This is a genomic window from Actinoplanes couchii (assembly GCF_016862075.1).
In the GTDB taxonomy this organism is placed as follows: Bacteria; Actinomycetota; Actinomycetes; order Mycobacteriales; family Micromonosporaceae; genus Actinoplanes; species Actinoplanes couchii.
Genome location: NZ_BOMG01000115.1, coordinates 61,690 through 79,766, shown reverse-complemented (window position 1 = coordinate 79,766; position 18,077 = coordinate 61,690). Strand labels below are relative to the sequence as shown.

Genomic DNA, 18,077 nt, shown 5'->3' with positions numbered 1-18,077 from the left:
CCATCCCAACCTGTTGAGCCCGTCCGTCGGCAGAGTGGATGGTCGCGAGCGGCACCCACGGTCAAGGGCTACGTCTCCCGGCTGCTGGTCAAGCTGGACTGCGACAACCGCACCAAGGCCGCCCTGCTCGGCCACCAGGCCGGACTACGGGTCGACCACCATGCATGATCGTCGAGCCGGCCCAGGCATTGGCCTGCTGGCTGCGCAACGCCGAGGCCGTGCAGGGCATCGGGTTCCTGTTGATATTCCCGCTGATGTTGCCTCCAGCGCCTTCGTCCCGGTCGACAACCTGCCGGGCTGGGTGCGGGTGGTGGCGGTGGCGGTGTGGTGTCGTGCTCAGCAGAGTGCGACACCGTTCGCGCAGGCCTTGTCGGTGTTGCGCCGGTGCTGGTCGTAGTCGGCGGTGAAGGCGGAGATCTTGGTCTTGTTGTCCATGAGGACGAAGTACAGCCAGTTGCCCTTGGGCGGGTCGAGAGCCGCTTGGAGGGCCGCTTTTCCTGGGCTGTTGATGGGGCCGATCGGGAGGCCGTACTCAGTCGCGGTGTTGTAGGGGTTGTTCTTGTCGTTGAGTTCCTCGCGGCTCAACTCGCCCGAGTGCTTGGCCGTGCCGCCGTTGAGGGCGAGCCAGTAGTTGGCGGTGGTGTCGAACTGCAGGGGCATGCGGGTGACGTGGAGGCGGTTGTAGGCGACCCGGGCGACCTTGCCGAGATCCTCCTTGGTGCCGGCTTCCGCCTCGGCGAGCGACGCGACGATCAGGCCTTCGAACGGCGACGTCTTGCGGTCGCCGGTCACGCCGCCGGGGAAGTCCAGTTCGTCGCTGACCTTGAGGAAGTGCTGCACCATCGTCTTGAGGATCTGCTCGGCGGTCATCGTGGCGGTGAACTCGTACGTGTCGGGGAAGAGGAACCCCTCGACGGTCCTGGCGACCTTCTTGCCGTCGCCACGCTTGAACCAGGACGCCGGCACACCGAGTTTCACGGGGTCCTTCGCGGCCTTCTCGAAGTCCGCCACCGGGATGCCGGTGGCTTTGCTGATCGTCTCGTACGTGCGCAGGGCCGTCCAGCCCTCATTGATCGTCACGCCGTTGCCGGCGCGGGCTGCGGGGTCGAGCAGCCTTGTGACAGCCTCGGCGGCGGCCATCTGTTTCTTCATCTGGAACGTGCCGGCCTGAATGGTGCTGCTCTTCGGGTTGTCGCCGGCCGCCTTGACGAACGCCTTGACACTCTTGACGACATCCGCGGCCACCAGGACGTCACCCATCGCCGTCAGTGTCGACCCGGACTCGATCGTGACGGTGACCGGTGCGCCGCCGTCGCCGTCGTAGTCGGGGGCCGACAGGTACGTCCGGTAGCCCCAGAATCCGGCGCCCGTCACTCCGGCGACCAGCACCGCCACCACGGTCAGGACCACGGCCAGCCCGGTGCTGCCTTTCCGCCGGTGACGTGAGCGGGTCAGGTCAACTTGTTCTTCACGCAAGACGGCCTCCGCAGGAACGCCCGGTATCACGCCGATCGATTTCGGCGCAAAGGATACACACCGCACCGTGGAAGTCGATCAAGGCCGGTTCACCGGTGCCGAGGCCTACTTCCCCACCGAGTCGCTGATTCCCGCCGGGTGGCGGGGATGATCCCGCCACCTGAGGCCGGGACACCCAGGTGTGGACCTGATACCAATCAGGGGTGATCCGTGTAGTGGTGGTCGACGACGAGGCGCTGGTCCGGACGGGTTTCCGGCACATCCTCGACGCGGCCGGTGATATTCAGACAGTTGCGGCAGTGTCGGGGGCGGAGGCGTTGCAGACGGTGCGGGAGCTGAGCCCGGACGTCGTGTTGCTCGACATCCGCATGCCCGATGTCGACGGGCTCACCGTGCTCAAAGCCATTCGGAGGCTGCCGGCGCCGCCGGTGGTGGCGATGTTGACGACGTTCGACGCGGACGAGTACGTGACGACGGCGCTGCGCAGTGGGGCTGCCGGGTTCGTGCTCAAGGACACCGACCCGGAGCGGCTCGGGCACCTGGTCAAAGCCTTGGCCAGTGGGGAGACCGTGTTGTCGTCGAAGGTCACCCGCACGGTGATAGACGGGTTCCTGCACACCGCTGTGGACGGGCCCGCGGCCCAGGCGGTCCAGACGCTCACCTCCCGCGAACGGCAGGTTCTCGTGTTGCTCGCCGAGGGGCTGTCGAACCGGGAGATCGGCGGCCGCCTGTTCCTGAGTTCGGGCACCGTGAAGGACCATGTCAGCGCGATCCTGGCGAAACTCGGGTTGGAGAACCGGATTCAGGCCGCTCTGCTGGCGGAACGCGCCGGGCTGCTGCGGTGACCGGGAGCCTCACGGCCAGGCTGGCCGGCTTGCCGCCCTGGGTGACGACGGTCGCCCTGGTCGCGTTGTCGTTGCTGGATGTGCTGATTCAGGTCGGCCCGGACGAGCGGTGGGGGCTGGCGGTCACTCTCGGCGGGTCGCTGGCCTTGGTGTTCCGGCACCGCGCGCCGTTGCTCGTCGTGGCCGCTACCATGCCCGCGGCTGTGCTGACCTGGTCGGTGTGCGCGCCGTTGATCGCCATTTTCACGTTGGCGACGCGGACGCGTAACCGGCCGTTGCTCGGCGTGGTGGTGGTCGTCTATTCGGTCTGCAACATCATTCCCTGGCCGGGGCCCCGGCTCTCCGACATCACGACTGCTTCCAATTTCGTGTTGTTGCTGTACAACCTGGCCCTGGGGTTGGCGCCGGTCGCGCTCGGGCAGCTCGTGCTGGCCCGTCGTGAGCTGGCCGCCCGGCTCACCGACATCACCGAGGCCCACGAACATGAGCAGCTGCTCATCAGTCAGAGTGTGCTGGCCCAGGAGCGGGCGCAGATCGCGCGGGAGATGCACGACGTCGTCTCGCACCAGGTGAGCCTGATCGCTGTGCATGCCGGTGCCTTGCAGGTGCGCAGCAGTGATCCCGAGATCAAGGAGGCGGCCCGGACGATCCGTCAGCTGGGGGTCCGTACCCTGGATGAGTTGCGGTACATGGTCGGGGTTCTGCGTGCCTCGGGCGGGCCGGCCACCGAGCTGACTCCTCAGCCCACGCTGGACCAGCTTGCGGACTTGGTGGCGGGCAGTGCTGTTCAGGCCCGCCTGGACATGAGTCTGCCGCCGGAGCTGGATCTGCCGCCGGCCGTGCAGCGGGCGGTGTACCGGATGGTGCAGGAGGCGCTGACCAACGTGCGTAAACATGCTCCGGGTTCGGCGGTCACCGTCGAGATCGGGTTTGTCGAGGGTGCTGTCGCTGCGGTCGTCACGAACACGGCTCCCACCCGTACCGTCGTGCCGCTGCCCGGGGCCGGTCACGGCATGGTCGGGTTGGGGCAGCGGGCTGCCCTGCTCGACGGCACGCTGTCCCAGCGGACCATGCCCGGCGGTGGCTTCCAGCTGACCATGCGGCTTCCGGTCGAACCGGGCCGGTGACCGGGAGAGCACATTCCGTGGGAAGCGGGCTGATCCCCCGCCAGGTGGGGGGCCGTCGCCCGCTCGGCGGCGGATGGCCGGGGCAGTCGCAGGTCGGCAGCATTGATCAGGACAAAGCAAGATCAGCCCCTCCCAGGAACAGCCGTGAAAACCGTTCTGGTCGTGCTCCTCACCGCCACGATGATCGCCATGATCTTCGCGCGTGTCCTGCGCCGCTACCATCTGCAGGCGCCCATCGTCCTGGTCGCGGCCGGGATCGCCACCGGGCATCTCACCCACTTCCAGATGGCGGACGCGCTCAACACCCAGACCGCGCAGCACGCCGCCGAGGTGATCCTGGCGGTCCTGTTGTTCGTCGACGCCACCCGGGTGCGGCGCGGCCGGCTCTGGGGTGACGATCCCGGCACGGTGGCCCGGTTGTTGTTCATCGCTCTGCCGCTGTCTTTGGTCGCGGCGGTCGGTGCGGGGTTGTTGCTGGCGCCGGGGTTGCCGTGGGCTGCTCTGCTGGTGATCGCGTGCGTGATCATGCCGATCGACCTTGCTCCCGCCACGTGGATCATCGGCGACCGGCGTCTGCCGATGCGCGTCCGGGCGCCGCTGAACATCGAGGGCGGCTACAACGACGGCATCGTGTCCCCGATCTTCCTGTTCGCGCTCGCTGCCGTGGGCGCCGCCGGCACGGACAGAGATCCGCTGGATGCGCTGGCCACTGCGGTGCCCAGTTCTGCCACGGCGGTCGCCGTCGGCGCGGTGATCGGGGCGGTGGCAGCGATGGCGCTGCACCAGGCCCGGCGCCGGGAATGGGCCGAGCAGAGTTCGGCGCGCATCGTGCTGGTGCTCGTGCCGCTGCTGACCTATCTGGCTGCCGTCAGTGTCGACGGCAACGGTTTCGTCGCGTCGTTCGTCAGCGGCATCATGTTCCGGGCGATCCACGAACGGGCCGGCGCCGGCCAGGCGGTACCGGGGTGGCAGACCGACTTTCCGCTGGTCGCCGACTTCGCCCAGCTGCTGTCGTTCGCGATGTGGTTCGTCTTCGGCAATGTCGCCTTCCTCGTCGTGATGCTCGGCGTCGACTGGCGCATGGTGATCCTGGCGCTGCTGGCCCTCACCGTTCTGCGCCTCGGCCCGGTGCTCCTGGCCACCATGCGATCCCGGTTCACCTGGAGTGAGCGGGCACAGATGGGCCTGCTCGGCCCGCGGGGAACGACGACGATCGTCTTCGGGCTGCTCGCCTTCAACGAACTCCCCGACGGGGACCTGGCGGACATGGCCCTCGTGGTCATGTCACTGACAGTGCTGGGAAGCGTGCTCCTGCACAATCTCGCCGCCGTGCTCCTGCGGGCCCGCACACCGGCTACCACCCCGCCGGCCACAGCGGACCTCTCGACCGCCGCCTAGCGGGCAGCGCCCTCTCGCCGGCGCGGTGTGAACGACCTCGTCGACCGCATCGCGCCGACCGACCTCGTGGAGAACCATGCGCATCCTCATCGGCACCGACATCCGGGCCACCGGCCTGCAAGACGGATGGAGCGCGGAAAGCCGTCTCGCCCGTGCCTTGGCGGGCACCCATGACGTCCATGTCGCCCGGCCGGCCGCGGCCCGCCGGGCACCGACCGTGCCCACGCTGCCGGGGACCGTCGAACACACGGTGTGGTCGATGCCGCTGGCCGGGCACCGCCATCGGCGGATCAGTGTGCCGATCGGTCTGCACCGCCGCGCCGGCGACCTCCTCGACCGGATCCGCCCCGATGTGGTGCACGTGCTCGGCCAGCTGCCGTTGTGCCGGGCCCTGATCACGGCAGCCCGTGATCGCGGCATCGCGGTCGTCGCGACCAGCCACATCACCCCCGAGGCACTGATCGCCGGGCTGCCGGTCGGCGAGGGCGGCCGGGCTGTCGCCCACGAATGGCTCTGGCGTCGTGCCGCACGCTCACTCGCCCGGGCGGACGCGGTGACCGCGCCGACCCCCTACGTGGCGGCGCTGGTCACCCTTGCCGGAATCCGGCCCGTCCACGTCGTCTCCACCGGGGTCGACCTCACCCGGTTCCGGCCGGGCATCGCCACCGCGGCGTTCCGTGCCCGGCACGGGATAACCGCCGGCCCGATCATCGGGTTCGTCGGCCGCCTCGACCCCGACAAGGGCCTCGATGTCCTGATCCGGGCTCTGCCCACCGTCCGGGCCCAGGTCGACGCCCGGCTGCTGCTGGTCGGTGACGGCGACAGCCGCGCCCGGCTGCAGGCCCTGGCCGGCCGGCTCGGTGTCGCCGAGCACGTCGTGTTCACCGGGCTGCTCCCCGACGACGAACTTCCTGCCGCGTACGCCACCATGACCGTCTTCGCCACCGCCGGCACCAACCACCTGCGGGCCGGCGCTCTCCTGGAAGCCATGGCATCCGGCCGTGCCGTCGTCGGCGCGCATGCGGCCGCGGTGCCCGGTTTGGTCCGTGCGGGACTCACCGGGCTGCTGTTCCCGCCGGACGACGCCGATGCCCTCGCCGCGCGCCTGGTCGAACTGCTCGCCGATCCGGTCCGCGCCGCGGCCCTCGGCCTGCACGCCCGCGCTCTCGCCGAACAGCATGACCAGCACCTCACCGTCGCCGGCTTCGAACAGATCTACCGCAGCGTCGACAGCCGCCCGATGCGAGGAGCCCACCGGTGAACCTCCTGCACACCGCCGAGAACGTGATGACCTCACCGGCGATCTACCTGCTGGTCTTCGTGCTGACCCTGCTCGACGCCGTCCTGCCCATCATGCCGGCGGAAGCCGTCGTCGTCGCGGCCGGCGCTTTCGCCGTCTCCGGCCGACCCGACGTGCTGCTGATCGTGCTCAGCGCGGCTCTCGGCATTCTCGCCGGCGATCACGTCATGTACCGGATCGGCCGCGGCATCGCCCACCGCCGCCCGGAATCGAAGCTGGCCCAGCTCATCGCCCGGATCACACCGATGCTGCGCAGGCGCGGAGGCATCCTGATCGTCACCGGGCGATTCGTGCCCGGCGGCCGTATCTCGATCACTGCCGCCTGCGGCGCCACCCGCTATCCGGCAGCCCGGTTCACGGTCTTCGCCGCGATCGCCGCGCTGCTCTGGTCACTGTTCGCCACCATGATCGGTTTCCTCGGCGGCAAAATCTTCGAAGACCAGCCGCTGTACGGGGTCATCGCCGGCATCGTGCTCGCCCTGGCCATCACCGGTGTCGCCGAACTCGTCACCCTCCTGCGCCGCCGCCGGCGCCCACTGAACCTGCCCAGCCCTGACCAACCATCGTGAAGAATCAGGTAACACCACCCATGTCCTCGTCCCACCCCGGCGGCAACCTGTCCCTGCTGGCCGGTTTCGTGCGCCCGCACCGCCGTAAACTCCTGACCGGTCTGCTCCTCGGCCTCGGGGTCTCCGCCTCCGCACTGGCCACCCCGATGGTCACGAAGATGATCCTCGACTCGGTCACCGCCTCGGCATCCCTGACCACACCCGTGGCAGCACTGATCGGGCTGCTCGTGCTGGGCGTGGTGCTGGGATACGCCCAGGCGAGTCTGCTCGGGACGGTCGCGGAGAACGTCGTGCTCGACGTCCGTACGTCGCTGGTCCGGCGGTTCTTCCGGGGCCGTCTGTCCGACCTGCAGCACCGGCCCGCCGGCGAACTGGTCTCCCGCGTCGTCGCGGACACCGTGCTGCTGCGCGAGGCGTCCTCGACGAGTCTCGTCAGCCTGATCAACGGAGCGGTCTCGCTGATCGGAACCGTCGCCCTGATGGCCGTACTGGACCTGCCGCTGCTGGGCGTCACTCTGGCGGCGATCATCGTGGTCGGACTGCTGGTAGCCGGCCTGATGCGGCCGATCGCCGAAGCCCAGAACCGGGCGCAGGACGAGGTCGGCAAGCTCGGCGGGATGCTCGCCGCCGGGCTCACCGCCGTCCGCACCGTCAAGGCCGACGGCGCCGAGGACCGTCAGACCCAGCGCATCGTGAGCCACGCCGAGGCCTCCGCCCGGCACAGCATGAAGGCCGTCCGTACCGAAGCCGCGGCCTGGTCCGTCGCTGACGGAGGTATCCAGCTGGCCATCATCGCGATCCTGGCGTTCGGCGCCTGGCGGGTGAACGCCGGTGAACTGCAGGTCTCGACACTCATCGCGTTCCTGCTCTACGCCTTCGGGCTGGTCGCCCCGGTCTCCGAGGTCACCGTCAACCTGACCCAGCTACAGGCCGGCATCGCCGCGGCCGCCCGCATCCGCGACACCGAGTCGATCCGCACCGAACAACTCGACAGCGGTCACCCGGTTCCGGCCGGCGGCGCGGGCACGCCGGCGTTGAGCTTCACCGACATCGCCGTGACCTACCCCGGCGCCGCCCGGCCCGCGCTGACCGGCTTCACCGCCGAGATCGCCGGACGCGGCCACACCGCCCTGGTCGGCCCCTCCGGATCCGGTAAGACGACCGTGTTCTCCCTGATCCTGCGTTTCTACGACCCGGACACCGGAACCATCCGGCTCAACGACGCCGACTACCGCGACCTCGGCATCCCGGCCGTCCGCGACCACATCGCCTACGTCGAGCAGGAGACACCACTGCTGCCCGGCACCATCCGCGACAACCTCGCGTTCCGCCGCCCCGACACCGACGACCACGTCATCTGGCAGGCCCTCGACGCCGTCGGTCTCGCCGGGCACATCAAAAACCTCGGCGCCGGGCTCGCCGAACCCGCCGGACAGGCCGGCCTCTCCGGCGGGCAACGCCAACGTGTCGCCCTCGCCCGGGCCATCATCACCCGGCCCGCCATCCTGCTGCTCGACGAAGCCACCTCCCAGCTCGACGGGCTGACCGAAGCCGCCGTCCAGAAGATCATCGTCGACCTGGCACGCCACAGCTGCGTGGTCACGATCGCGCACCGGCTCTCCACCGTCATCGACGCCGACACCATCATCCTGATGGACAACGGAACGGTCCGCGCCAGCGGCACCCACCACGGCCTACTCGCCACGGACCACCTGTACCGCGACCTCGTCGCCGCCCTGCGCATCGGAAACTGACACGAACCAGCCAGATGAGGACGCCGACCTGCGATGGTGCTGGGTGGTTGCCGAAATGGCCAAGGCGATGACCGGGTGCGCTTTCGGGGGCTGACAGAGATTCCCTCGGTAGGCCGGACGGAGGGGTTGCTCCGGAGTGCCCAGACGAAGAGTGGCGATCAGCCTGCGGGCGACACGGAGGGTTTGCCTTCCTCTTCGATCATGACTGGGATTCCTGCTGTTTTCAGGAATGCACGTAAGGTCGCAGATAAAGCCTCGACATGTTCGTCCTCGACGTAGGCATACCCACCGTACGACAGCACACCCGCCACTTGCTCCGCTACGCGGTGAAGAGGGTCACACTCAGCACTGAACATCGTTTTCCTTTCCGCAGGACATCGGCATATGCGCGAGCCATCCGCGCAGCGAGCGAATTCCTAAGGGAGGTTCTGTCACAATTTCACTTATGGCATTTCTGGACGTTTACTGCAGCCATCGGAGGAACCGATCGAACAACTCGACGGGTGAACAGTTGGCGAGCGGCCCCGCCGCCCTCTCCAACTTCTCCCACATTCTCGTTGCGAGATCGGCTCGGCCGGGCATTTCGGTAACGAGATATGCGCGCGCCTCAGCACACGGCCATGGCCGTGCACAGCGGCTACAGGCATAAGTCGAACGAATCGGCTGGTGGTCACTTCCCGAACCGACCTCGTCGGTCACGCCCTCATTCCCTACCACCGCCGGCACGGCGTTCCTGCGCTGGCATGAGACGACCGACCCGTCCTATCTGTGGAAACACCTCGGCTGGTCCGTCCCAGACAGGTAGGGGCGGTTGCGACCGAGTCGCTGCGAGCCGCAATTCCAAACACGGCCAGGGCAACCCGCACACACAGCGAGAGCGCCGAAACGGGATTCGGCCGGAACGCCGACGGTGCACCTCAGTGCTATCAGAATCTTCCAGAGAGACCTGTGACTGCTGCTCAGATCTTCCCCGGCTTGCGGCCTTTCTGCAGCCAGCGTCGATGACTGCCGAGTAGGCAGGTATTAGGCGTTGGCTCGGCGGACGGAATCCCATCGGTTTCACCCTTCATCGGAACGCCTTCTAGACATCAGTCGCGCTGAAGGGTCGTTCCGAAAACCCCGCAGCACAGCTTCCCGGCTTGCCGTCGGCCCGCTGGCAGAGTTGCACCCTGCCGCAAATCGAACGTCTTCCGCAAACATCTCAGAACAAACATGAAAACACGCTGAATAGCGCGATGCCGACATCTGTCGACGCGCGCTCAAGTGCGGTCTCATGTGGAACTTAACCTCGATTCCATGCCACACTGGAACCAAGTGGTTCCGCGATTTCCTGGCCATGAGACCGAAAGCGGGCAGCAGCTATGCGATCACCCAGCGTCACAACCGAGCCAATCGGCGAGCGGCTGAGAATTCTGCGGCTACAGCGAAACTGGTCCATCCGTCACGCAGCGTCCCGTGCGGGTATCAGTCACGTGCAGTGGGGTCGGCTCGAGCGAGGTGAGCGCAGCGCCGACAACAGGTTCATGCTGGCGGCCCTGGCCAAAGCCCTCAACGTCCCGCTCGGTGATCTCACCGGCACCGGAGCCATAGGTACCGAGCACGGGGACACCGAGACGAGAAGCGCGATCCACCACATCGTGCAGGCGTCCATCGAAGCCGACTTGGAGGACCCTCCCGCCCTGACGGACGGCCCGGTCGAACCCCTGATCCAACGACTCGATCTGGTCATGGACCTTCGCCTCAAATGCGATTACACCGGCGCAGCCAAGCTCATCCCGCCCCTGCTCTGTGAACTGCATGCTGCCGCATTCGGTGACGAGCAAGCACGAGCGCTGGAGGCCCTCGTACTGGCGCAGGACGCCGCTTCGTTCGTGATCAGGTATCTGGGCGACTCCGCCTCAGCGGTGCTGATCGCGGACCGCGGCCGGCAAGCCGCAACACACTCACAGAACCCCGTCATGCTCGGACTGTCCGCCTGGTCGCAGGCCCACGCCGCAAGCGGATGCGGACTGTACGCCCGAGCGCTGCGCATCGCCGAACGAGCGGCAACCGAACTCGAACCCCACACCGACAAACCCAACGCCAGAGAGATGCTCGGCCAGCTCTACATGATGACCGGATTCTCCAAGCTGGCCCTCGGTGACACCGGTGCAGCCGAGGCCGCCATCGAGGAAGCCGAACGCATCGCCCGGCTGACCGGATACTCCCCCGCACTCGGACTGAACTTCGGCCCGACCACCATCGACGTGTGGCGGGTGAGCATGAACGCGGACGCCGGGGATCCCCGGGCAGCCGTCCGGATCGCGCGCGACATCGATACCAGCGGCCTCGCAACGGTTTCGCGTTCGCGGCAGGCCGCGTTCTACATTGACACCGCCCGAGCGCTCAGCAACATCGACAAGGACACCGAGGCCCTGCGCATGCTCCTCAACGCCGAACGACTCGCGCCGCAACGCGTCCGCCTGTCGCCCCTGGTCATCGAAACGGCACGCCACCTGCTGGAGAAGTCCCGGCGTGGCACCGGATGGACCGAGCTACGCGCGCTGTGTGAACGCGTAGGGGTCAACCCATGACCGGCAACGTCACCATCGTGTACGCCAACGAACAGCCCCCCGACGCCTGGGACGCATCGCTGTTCATCGCCGGACCGATGCCGCGAACCATCGACGTCCCGTCCTGGCGGCCCGAGGCTCTCAAAGCCGTCGAGGCCGCATGGACCGGCGCCGGGGATCTTGTCGTCTTCGTGCCGGAACCACGAAGCGGGAAACCACTGAAGTACGACCACCACACGTGGGAAGACGGCTGGCTCGCCATCGTCGACGTCATCGTGTTCTGGGTTCCCCGGGACATGCAGCACATGCCGGGGCTGACGACCAACGTCGAGTTCGGGCGCTGGGAATCCAGCGGCCGCATCGTTCTCGGCGCCCCACCCACCGCCGCACACGTCGGCTACCTCCGCGAATGCGCCGCCCGAAACGGCGCCCCGATCACCGCCACCCTCGATGCCGCGGCAGCCGCTGCGATGGCGATGATCGGTGCCGGTTCACATCGAGCCGCCGCCGCACGCCAAGTCCCGCTACCGGTGTGGCGACACCCGGAGTTCCAGACCTGGCTGACGGCCCGCCATCAGGCCGGATACACGCTGGTAGAAGCCCGCATCCTCTGGATACACCGAAACAACGACCACATCCCCGCCCGATGGGTCCTGAACGTGAAGCTTCAGAAGGGCGATTCAGAGCCGTCCGACGAGTTCATCGCCTTCGGCGACCTCTCCCGGCCTGACCAGGGCTGATTCTCACCCGATTCGGCTGACCGCTGGCAACCCCACCACTGATTCAGGACGCCGCGCGGAATCGTGTCGATCCCGCGCGGCGTTGCGATCAGCTGACCTTGCGGAAGGTGGCGTCTGCCGGGGTGGCCGGGATGGGGTCGAGGCGCAGCAGGTAGCCGTAGTGGCGGATGTAGCGGTCCGGGTGGTTGTACGACTGGTACGACTTGGCCGCCGCGTCGGCGAGGCCGGCGACCTCACGGAACGTGGCGTCGGCGGCGAAGGCGGTGCTGCCGTCGTTCTTGACCAGGGCGAAGTCGTAGTTGGAGTGCCGTAGGAACCAGCCGGGGAAGTTGACCGACTCGAAGGAGACGTAGCCGCTGCTGTTGGCCAGACCGGGGATCAGGCGGAACTGGGCGTCGGCGGCCGGAGTCACCGAGGGGTCGATGCGGATGTCGTAGTTCGCGTGGCGTACGTAGCGGTCCGGGTAGTTGTAGGACTGCAGCCGGTTCGGGGCGATGCTGGGCCAGCGGTTGAGCACGCGGGTCGACTCGGCGGCGGTGAGGTTGAGGATCGTGCCGTGCCGCTTGCGGGTTCCGCCCAGGTTGTAGGTTCCGGCAGCGGGCAGCCGATACGTCGAGGTCACCGACGGGTTGGTGGTCAGGACCGGCATGTAGCCACGACCGGAGGAGTACTGGTCGAGGTAGAGGGTCCACTCGTTGCGGGTGTTGAACTTCATCCACATCGGGCCTTCGACCTGGGAGCCGGTCAGACCGATGCCGGACAGGTTACCGAGGGTGCTCCAGCTGCCGAGGATGCTGTTGCCGCCCTCAATGGTGATCTGGCCGTCCCCGGAGGCGCGGACGTAGCGGTAGTTACCGACGCCGGTGGGTACCTCGACGATCTGCGTGTCGATGATGCCCTGCGTGCCGACGCGGTCGATGTAGACCTGCGGGGTGCTGATGGTCCGGAAGTCACTGGTCCGGGTCTGATAGATCCGATGCTTGAGTACGCCGTTCAGGGTGGCGTTGGTGGCCCAGTAGAGCACGTAGTCGCCGGTGGCGGGGTTCCAGATCGCTTCCGGCGCCCACGCGTTACGGCCGTCCGGGATGGGCCCGGCGACGTTGAGCAGCCACGGCGCCGACCAGGTGACCAGGTCGGTGGATTCCCAGACGACCAGGTTGCGGCTGCCGTTGTTGATCGCGGTGTCCCAGTCCTGCCCGCAGCCGATGCACAGGTCGGTGGCGATGATCCAGTACCGGCTGCCGTCGGGTGAGCGGACCAGTGCGGGGTCGCGGACACCCCGGGTGCCGACGGTGGAGCGCAGCACGACACCGCTGTTGTTGAGGTCGGTCCAGTTCAGGCCGTCGGTGCTGTGCGCGAGGTAGATCTGCTGCCCGTCGGAGGCCTCCCCGGTGAAGTGGGCCATCAGGTAGCCGGTGAACGGGTCGAGGGCGAAGGCCGGGTTCGTCCAGGAGGTGAGGAGCATGATCACGGCTACGAGTGTGGTGCCCAGTCGCTTCATCGGCGATCTCCTCAGGCGGCTTTGCGGAAGGTGGCGTCGGCGCGGCCGGTCGCCGTGGTGATCGGGTCGAGGCGCAGCAGGTAGTTGGAATGACGGACGTAGCGGTCCGGGTGGTTGTACGACTGGTACGACTTCGCTCCCGCGTCGGCGAGCCCCGCCACCTCACGGAACGTCGCGTCGGCGGCGAAGGTGGTGCTGCCGTCGTTCTTGACCAGGGCGAAGTCGTAGTTGGAGTGCCGCAGGAAGTAGCCGGGGTAGTTCACCGATTCGAACGAGACGTAGCCGCTGCTGTTGGCCAGGCCGGGGACCAGGCGCCACTGGGAGTCGGCGAGCGGGTTCACCGCCGGGTCGATGCGGGCGTCCAGGTCGGCATGGCGTACGTATCGGTCGGGGAAGTTGTAGGACTGCAGCCGCAGCGGCGGGGTGGCCGAGCTGGCCGGTTCCCCGGACGGCGGCGCGAGGATGGTGTTGATCGAGACGGGCACACCGAGGTTCGGGGTGCCGTCGGTGTTCCAGGTGATCTGCTGGATGCGGGTGGTGCGGGTGGATCCGCAGCCCTGCGAGGCCGAGTCGTTGGCGTGGTAGACGATCCAGTCCTGGGTGCCGTCCGGAGACTTGAAGAATCCGTGATGGGCCGGCCCGAAAACTCCGGCGGCGTCGTTGCGCTGGAAGATCGGGGTGCTCTTCTTGGTCCAGGCAGCGGGGTCGAGCGGGTTGGTGCCGGTGAGCGTGAGCTGCCCGATCTTGTAGTCCGGGCCCTGGCAGGCACTCGCCGAGTAGGTGATGAAGGTGCGCCCGTCGCGCTGGATGGCGACCGGGCCCTCGTTCATCGGGGTGCCCTGCCGTTCCCAGCCGTAGGTGGGCGCGGAGATCACCGTGCGGGCGCCGGTGACGGTCCACGGGTTGCTCATCGCGACCAGGTAGATGTGCGGGTCGCTGTCGCGCCAGAGGACGGTGGGCACCCCGGACCAGGTGAAGTAGAGCCGGCCGCCGATGGTGACGACGCTGCCGTCGATGCCCCACCAGTTGTTCGAACCGAAGACCATGCCCTTGTACGTGTACGGCCCGAGCGGGTCCAGCCCGGAACTTTCCAGGACGTGCACCCGCTGGCTCTCGATGTCGCCGTCGCCGGCCGAGTAGTAGATGTACCAGCGCTGCCCGTTCGGCCCGTTGAGCAGGTGGAACTCGGGCGCCCAGATGCTCTTGTCGCGGCCGGTGGCGTGCGCGCTGAACACGGCGGCAGGGGTGGCGATCTTGAGTTCGGCGATGGTCGGGGCCCGGCGCATGGTCAGCGGGCCGCTCCACGGCGTGGTCATCAGGTAGTAGTTGCCGTTGTACCAGGTCATGTAGGGGTCGGGGCCAGAGTTGTTGAGCGGGTTGGTGAACACCGGGCCGGCGGAGGCGGGGACGGGGAACGCGAACACGGCCATGACGACGGCGAGAATCGTCGCGAGAGCGGCCAGGACGCGGTGCGGGGACGGCACCATGGGGAACTCCTGGGTTTCACATTGATGACGCTGGTGTTTCCGCAGGATGTTAGCGATAACACTGATGCTGTCAATGCTGCGAGGCGAATCGATCCCTTCACCGCGAGCAAGCCATCCCAGCCCTTGACAATCGTCGATGCCTTGGGCAGGCTGCCGCACCGCCGGTCACGTCCGGTCCGCAGCGGGCGAGGGCTCTGGGCACTCCCGGTCACCGGTACTCGGCGGCGATCTGCTGCTGCAGTTCCTGGTGCCGGAACTGGTAGACGGCACCGATGCTGCGCAGCACCTGCCGGCGCTGGTGGGCGTCGTGCAGGAACGCCATCAGCGCCCACGGTGTCTCGCCTCGGTACCAGAGCCGGACACGACTGACGGTGAAGGCCGGAAAACGGGTCGCCGCCGTCGCGACGACCAGGCCCGCGGACAGACCGTACGTCATCGTCGTGCCCACGGCCGCCAGCAGACCGACGGACGCGGACTGGCTCAATGCCGCTCCCCGCGCGCCGACCGCCGCACCGATGGCGACCGCCACCATCACGATGATCACGATCGAGGTGTTCCGGTCACGTTGGTAGAGACCGAACGGTGAGGTGACCGGCAGCCGGTCCCGTTCTTGCGCGTCGACGCCGAACGCGAACGCGCCGGCGAGGAAACTGGTCAGGCCGATGGTGACGAGCACGCCGAACGGCAGATGGTTGAAGACGGCAGCGAGCAACGCGACACTGCCGAGCAGGACACCTGCCGCACCACCGCGTACGGAGATCCTCGGCCGACGCCCGGACGGCTGCCCGCGGGCTGCGATGTCGCGAGTCACCCGGCAGCCCAGACCGGCGATCAACCCGAACATCAGCGCGTACCCGAAACCGGCCACCAGGCCGACGAGGCTCATCGCCGCGACGCCCGCCTCGACCGGGGAGATACCGGCGGAGGAGGTCTCCACCTGCGGCTCGCCACGGCGCACGGCCAGGACGTACATGATCAGAAAGGTCGTGACACCGGTCGCCACGCCTCGGCCGATTCCCGCGGACATGCCGTCCAGCGTTCCGGCCAGCAAACCGATCCCGGCGGTGGGCGCGGCGACCCGCACCCACCGGCCGGGGGACGGACATACGGTGGCATGCTGCCGCATCGACCGGTCCGGCAGGTCCAGCGCGTACCAGACGAGCAGCCCGACGGTGATTCCCTCGGCGAGCGCACGGGCCCACGGGGTGTGCATGTCGGTCCTGGTCCCGTAGCCGAGAAGGTTGAGGCCGGCCGTGACCGCGCCCACCGACAGCCCGTATGCCACGGCCCGCGAGGGCCCCGGCCCGGTCCGGGACACCGACCAGAGCCTGCACCAGTGCGCCACCCACCAGACCGCCAGGCCGGCCGCCAGCCCGTCGGCCGGCGCCGCCATCCAGGCGGCCTCGACCTTGCCGTAGCGGTCTGCCCACGAGTTGAACAGGGCCACCGTCACGCCCGCGACGGCGGCGCAGCGAACCGGGCCGGACGCCGGGCCGGCGGGCGTGCTGTCACGGTCGCGGGCGATCGTCACCCCGCACCAGGTGATCAGCCCCGTGACCAGGCCGGTCGCGATCCAGCCATTCGCGTCCTGATCCCACCGGCTGGCGAACCCGTCGAGGGCGCCGCCTCCGAAGCCCTCGATCAGTGACGGTGTCAACGGGAACAGCAGGCCCACACCGCGGACGGCCAGCGCGGCGAGTGCGCCGCCGGCACCGATCAGGATCGCGTCCCGGACAGAGCCGTGCCGTACCGGGCCGGCCTTGGCATGCCGGGTGAAACGCCAGGCGAAACCTACGACGAGACCGACCACCAGCGCCAGGTCGTAGGTGCCGCTCAGCGTTCCGGTGATGTACGCACCGGTCGCGGCCAGCACCGCGGTGTCACGCTGGCCGGTGAGGTACAGCAGCGCCAGAAAGCAGACCAGGGTGGCCGCCGCGACCCGTAGTGCATGGGTGGCACCGGTGTTCGGCTCGGTGAATATCCACTGATTGAGCAGTCCCGCCGACAGCGCCGCCCAGACCACGAAGGCGATGGCGATGATCGGGGCCGGGATCCGTTGCCACAGTGGCGGCCCGGCGGGCAGAGCCCACCAGCGGAACTCCGTCTCCGGCACGGTGCGCGCCAGGTAGCCGAGGGCGCGGCGGGCCTGGTCGACGGTCCATCGGGGCGGCTTCGGGTCGGGCAGGTAACGGACCGGCAGGAATTCGCTCAGCAGGTGTTCCCGCAGCGCCGTTGGATCCGCGTACCCGAGAAGGTTCCGCGGATCCGGCGGCGAGCCACCGGCCCGGCTTGCCGCCCGGTTGTAGATGGTGTCCGCCAGCATCACGGTCAGCGGCCGGTTCAGGGTCTCCCGGAGCACGGTGTGGCCGGGTAGCGCCGCTGCCACCGCGGACCAGCGCCCGTCGTCCGCCCGGGCCAGGTAGCCGATCGCGTCCTCGGGTTCCAGCGCACGCAGGTGGATGCCGTGAGCGCTCTCGAAGAGCCGGCCTGCACCCTGTACCACGCGATATTCGGCGGCGCGGCTGGTGAGCACCATCGGCCATTCGACGGCGATCTCGTGGAGATCCCGCAGCGCCTGACCACGGTCCTCGGCCGTGATCTCGTCGAATCCGTCGAGCAGAAGCAGAATCCGCCGTTCGGCGCCGAGCTTCTGGGACAGGGTGCCATCCGAGAACCGGGTACGCAGGAACGGAAAGTTGTCGTGCAGCCAGGTGAAGAGCCACTCGTCGGCGGTGGTGCCCGGATGCCAGGCCGTCATCGGGATGATCACCGGGATCCGGCCGTCCGGGCCGGGGCGGGTGATCAGGGTGCGGAGGACACCGACCAGCAGTTCGGTCTTACCGCTGCCCGCTTCGCCGAGTACGACCATCCGGGTCGCGTTGCCGGTGGCCGCGGCGGCGAGGAACTGCTCGGCCTGTTCACCTGTCCCCCGGTCGGCGGGCATGGCGGGGAAGAGATCGACCGGGCCCGCCTGCCATCGGATGCGCAGGCGCCCACCCGCACTGACGCTGTTCCAGACCGGATCCCTGCGCCACCGCTCATGGACTTGCCGGCGCAGGGTCGCGGCGGCCTCCGCCACCGGGTCGCCGGCTGCCGTCAACCGGCCGATCCGGATCGTGAACACCGTCGTGGCCAGCGCGGCGACGGCCGCACCGGTCCAGAGCCGGAGGTCACCCAGTTGCTCCGAGGTGAGATTGATGAGGATGCCTGTCGCGATCGTGGAGACCGTCAGCGGCAGGACATGGGTGAGCCAGTCGCGTCGTCGCAAGTCTCTCTCCCGCCTACGCGTGGAACCACCGTCCCACGAGGACCCGCGGTCATCAATCAC

General features: G+C 68.2%; 12 protein-coding genes. 8 read left to right on the top strand and 4 right to left on the bottom strand.

All coding sequences use genetic code 11. The features are described 5' to 3' along the window. Positions 1-336: 336 nt before the first annotated feature. Entirely contained in the window at positions 337-1,476 is a 1,140-nt protein-coding gene (gene mltG / locus Aco03nite_RS46155) for an endolytic transglycosylase MltG (protein WP_203808322.1), read from the bottom strand. A gap of 203 nt (positions 1,477-1,679) precedes the next feature. On the opposite strand from mltG, the gene Aco03nite_RS46150 reads away from it, so the two are divergent. The 8 genes from Aco03nite_RS46150 (at position 1,680) to Aco03nite_RS46115 (ending at position 11,761) form a co-directional block, all read left to right on the top strand. Then, positions 1,680-2,321, top strand: coding sequence for a response regulator (locus tag Aco03nite_RS46150; protein WP_203808320.1), 642 nt, complete (start codon positions 1,680-1,682; stop codon positions 2,319-2,321). Beyond that, positions 2,318-3,448 carry a sensor histidine kinase gene (locus tag Aco03nite_RS46145; RefSeq protein ID WP_239145984.1) on the top strand — a complete coding sequence of 377 codons (1,131 nt, stop codon included), beginning with the start codon at positions 2,318-2,320 and terminating at the stop codon, positions 3,446-3,448. Before Aco03nite_RS46150 ends, Aco03nite_RS46145 begins: the two co-directional genes overlap by 4 nt. A gap of 144 nt (positions 3,449-3,592) precedes the next feature. Then, entirely contained in the window at positions 3,593-4,846 is a 1,254-nt protein-coding gene (locus tag Aco03nite_RS46140) for a cation:proton antiporter domain-containing protein (protein ID WP_203808318.1), read from the top strand. A 76-nt stretch (positions 4,847-4,922) separates the two neighbouring features. Next, positions 4,923-6,107, top strand: a complete 1,185-nt coding sequence (locus Aco03nite_RS46135) for a glycosyltransferase (protein WP_203808316.1) — start codon at positions 4,923-4,925, stop codon at positions 6,105-6,107. Continuing rightward, the gene (locus Aco03nite_RS46130; RefSeq protein WP_203808314.1) at positions 6,104-6,715 is read left to right on the top strand and encodes a DedA family protein; all 612 of its coding nucleotides are present in this window, start codon (positions 6,104-6,106) and stop codon (positions 6,713-6,715) included. The genes Aco03nite_RS46135 and Aco03nite_RS46130 overlap by 4 nt, the downstream gene beginning before the upstream one ends. Positions 6,716-6,735: 20 nt before the next feature. Continuing rightward, positions 6,736-8,469, top strand: coding sequence for an ABC transporter ATP-binding protein (locus Aco03nite_RS46125; protein WP_203808312.1), 1,734 nt, complete (start codon positions 6,736-6,738; stop codon positions 8,467-8,469). Between the two features lie 1,361 nt (positions 8,470-9,830). After that, positions 9,831-11,042 (top strand): helix-turn-helix domain-containing protein, encoded by a 1,212-nt coding sequence (locus Aco03nite_RS46120; RefSeq protein ID WP_203808310.1) that lies wholly within the window; start codon positions 9,831-9,833, stop codon positions 11,040-11,042. Continuing rightward, the gene (locus tag Aco03nite_RS46115; protein ID WP_203808308.1) at positions 11,039-11,761 is read left to right on the top strand and encodes a TIR domain-containing protein; all 723 of its coding nucleotides are present in this window, start codon (positions 11,039-11,041) and stop codon (positions 11,759-11,761) included. The genes Aco03nite_RS46120 and Aco03nite_RS46115 overlap by 4 nt, the downstream gene beginning before the upstream one ends. Before the next feature lie 88 nt (positions 11,762-11,849). On the opposite strand, the gene Aco03nite_RS46110 is transcribed toward Aco03nite_RS46115, so the two are convergent. The 3 genes from Aco03nite_RS46110 to Aco03nite_RS46100 all read right to left on the bottom strand — a co-directional run bounded on the left by Aco03nite_RS46110 (position 11,850) and on the right by Aco03nite_RS46100 (position 18,017). Beyond that, the gene (locus tag Aco03nite_RS46110) at positions 11,850-13,262 is read right to left on the bottom strand and encodes a glycoside hydrolase family 43 protein (RefSeq protein ID WP_203808307.1); all 1,413 of its coding nucleotides are present in this window, start codon (positions 13,260-13,262) and stop codon (positions 11,850-11,852) included. An 11-nt stretch (positions 13,263-13,273) separates the two neighbouring features. Further along, a complete protein-coding gene (locus tag Aco03nite_RS53740) occupies positions 13,274-14,749 on the bottom strand; it encodes a family 43 glycosylhydrolase (protein ID WP_239145983.1) in 1,476 nt (491 codons plus the stop codon). A 208-nt stretch (positions 14,750-14,957) separates the two neighbouring features. Continuing rightward, on the bottom strand, positions 14,958-18,017 hold the full coding sequence (locus tag Aco03nite_RS46100) for an NACHT domain-containing protein (RefSeq protein ID WP_203808304.1): 3,060 nt from the start codon (positions 18,015-18,017) through the stop codon (positions 14,958-14,960). Positions 18,018-18,077: the final 60 nt, after the last annotated feature.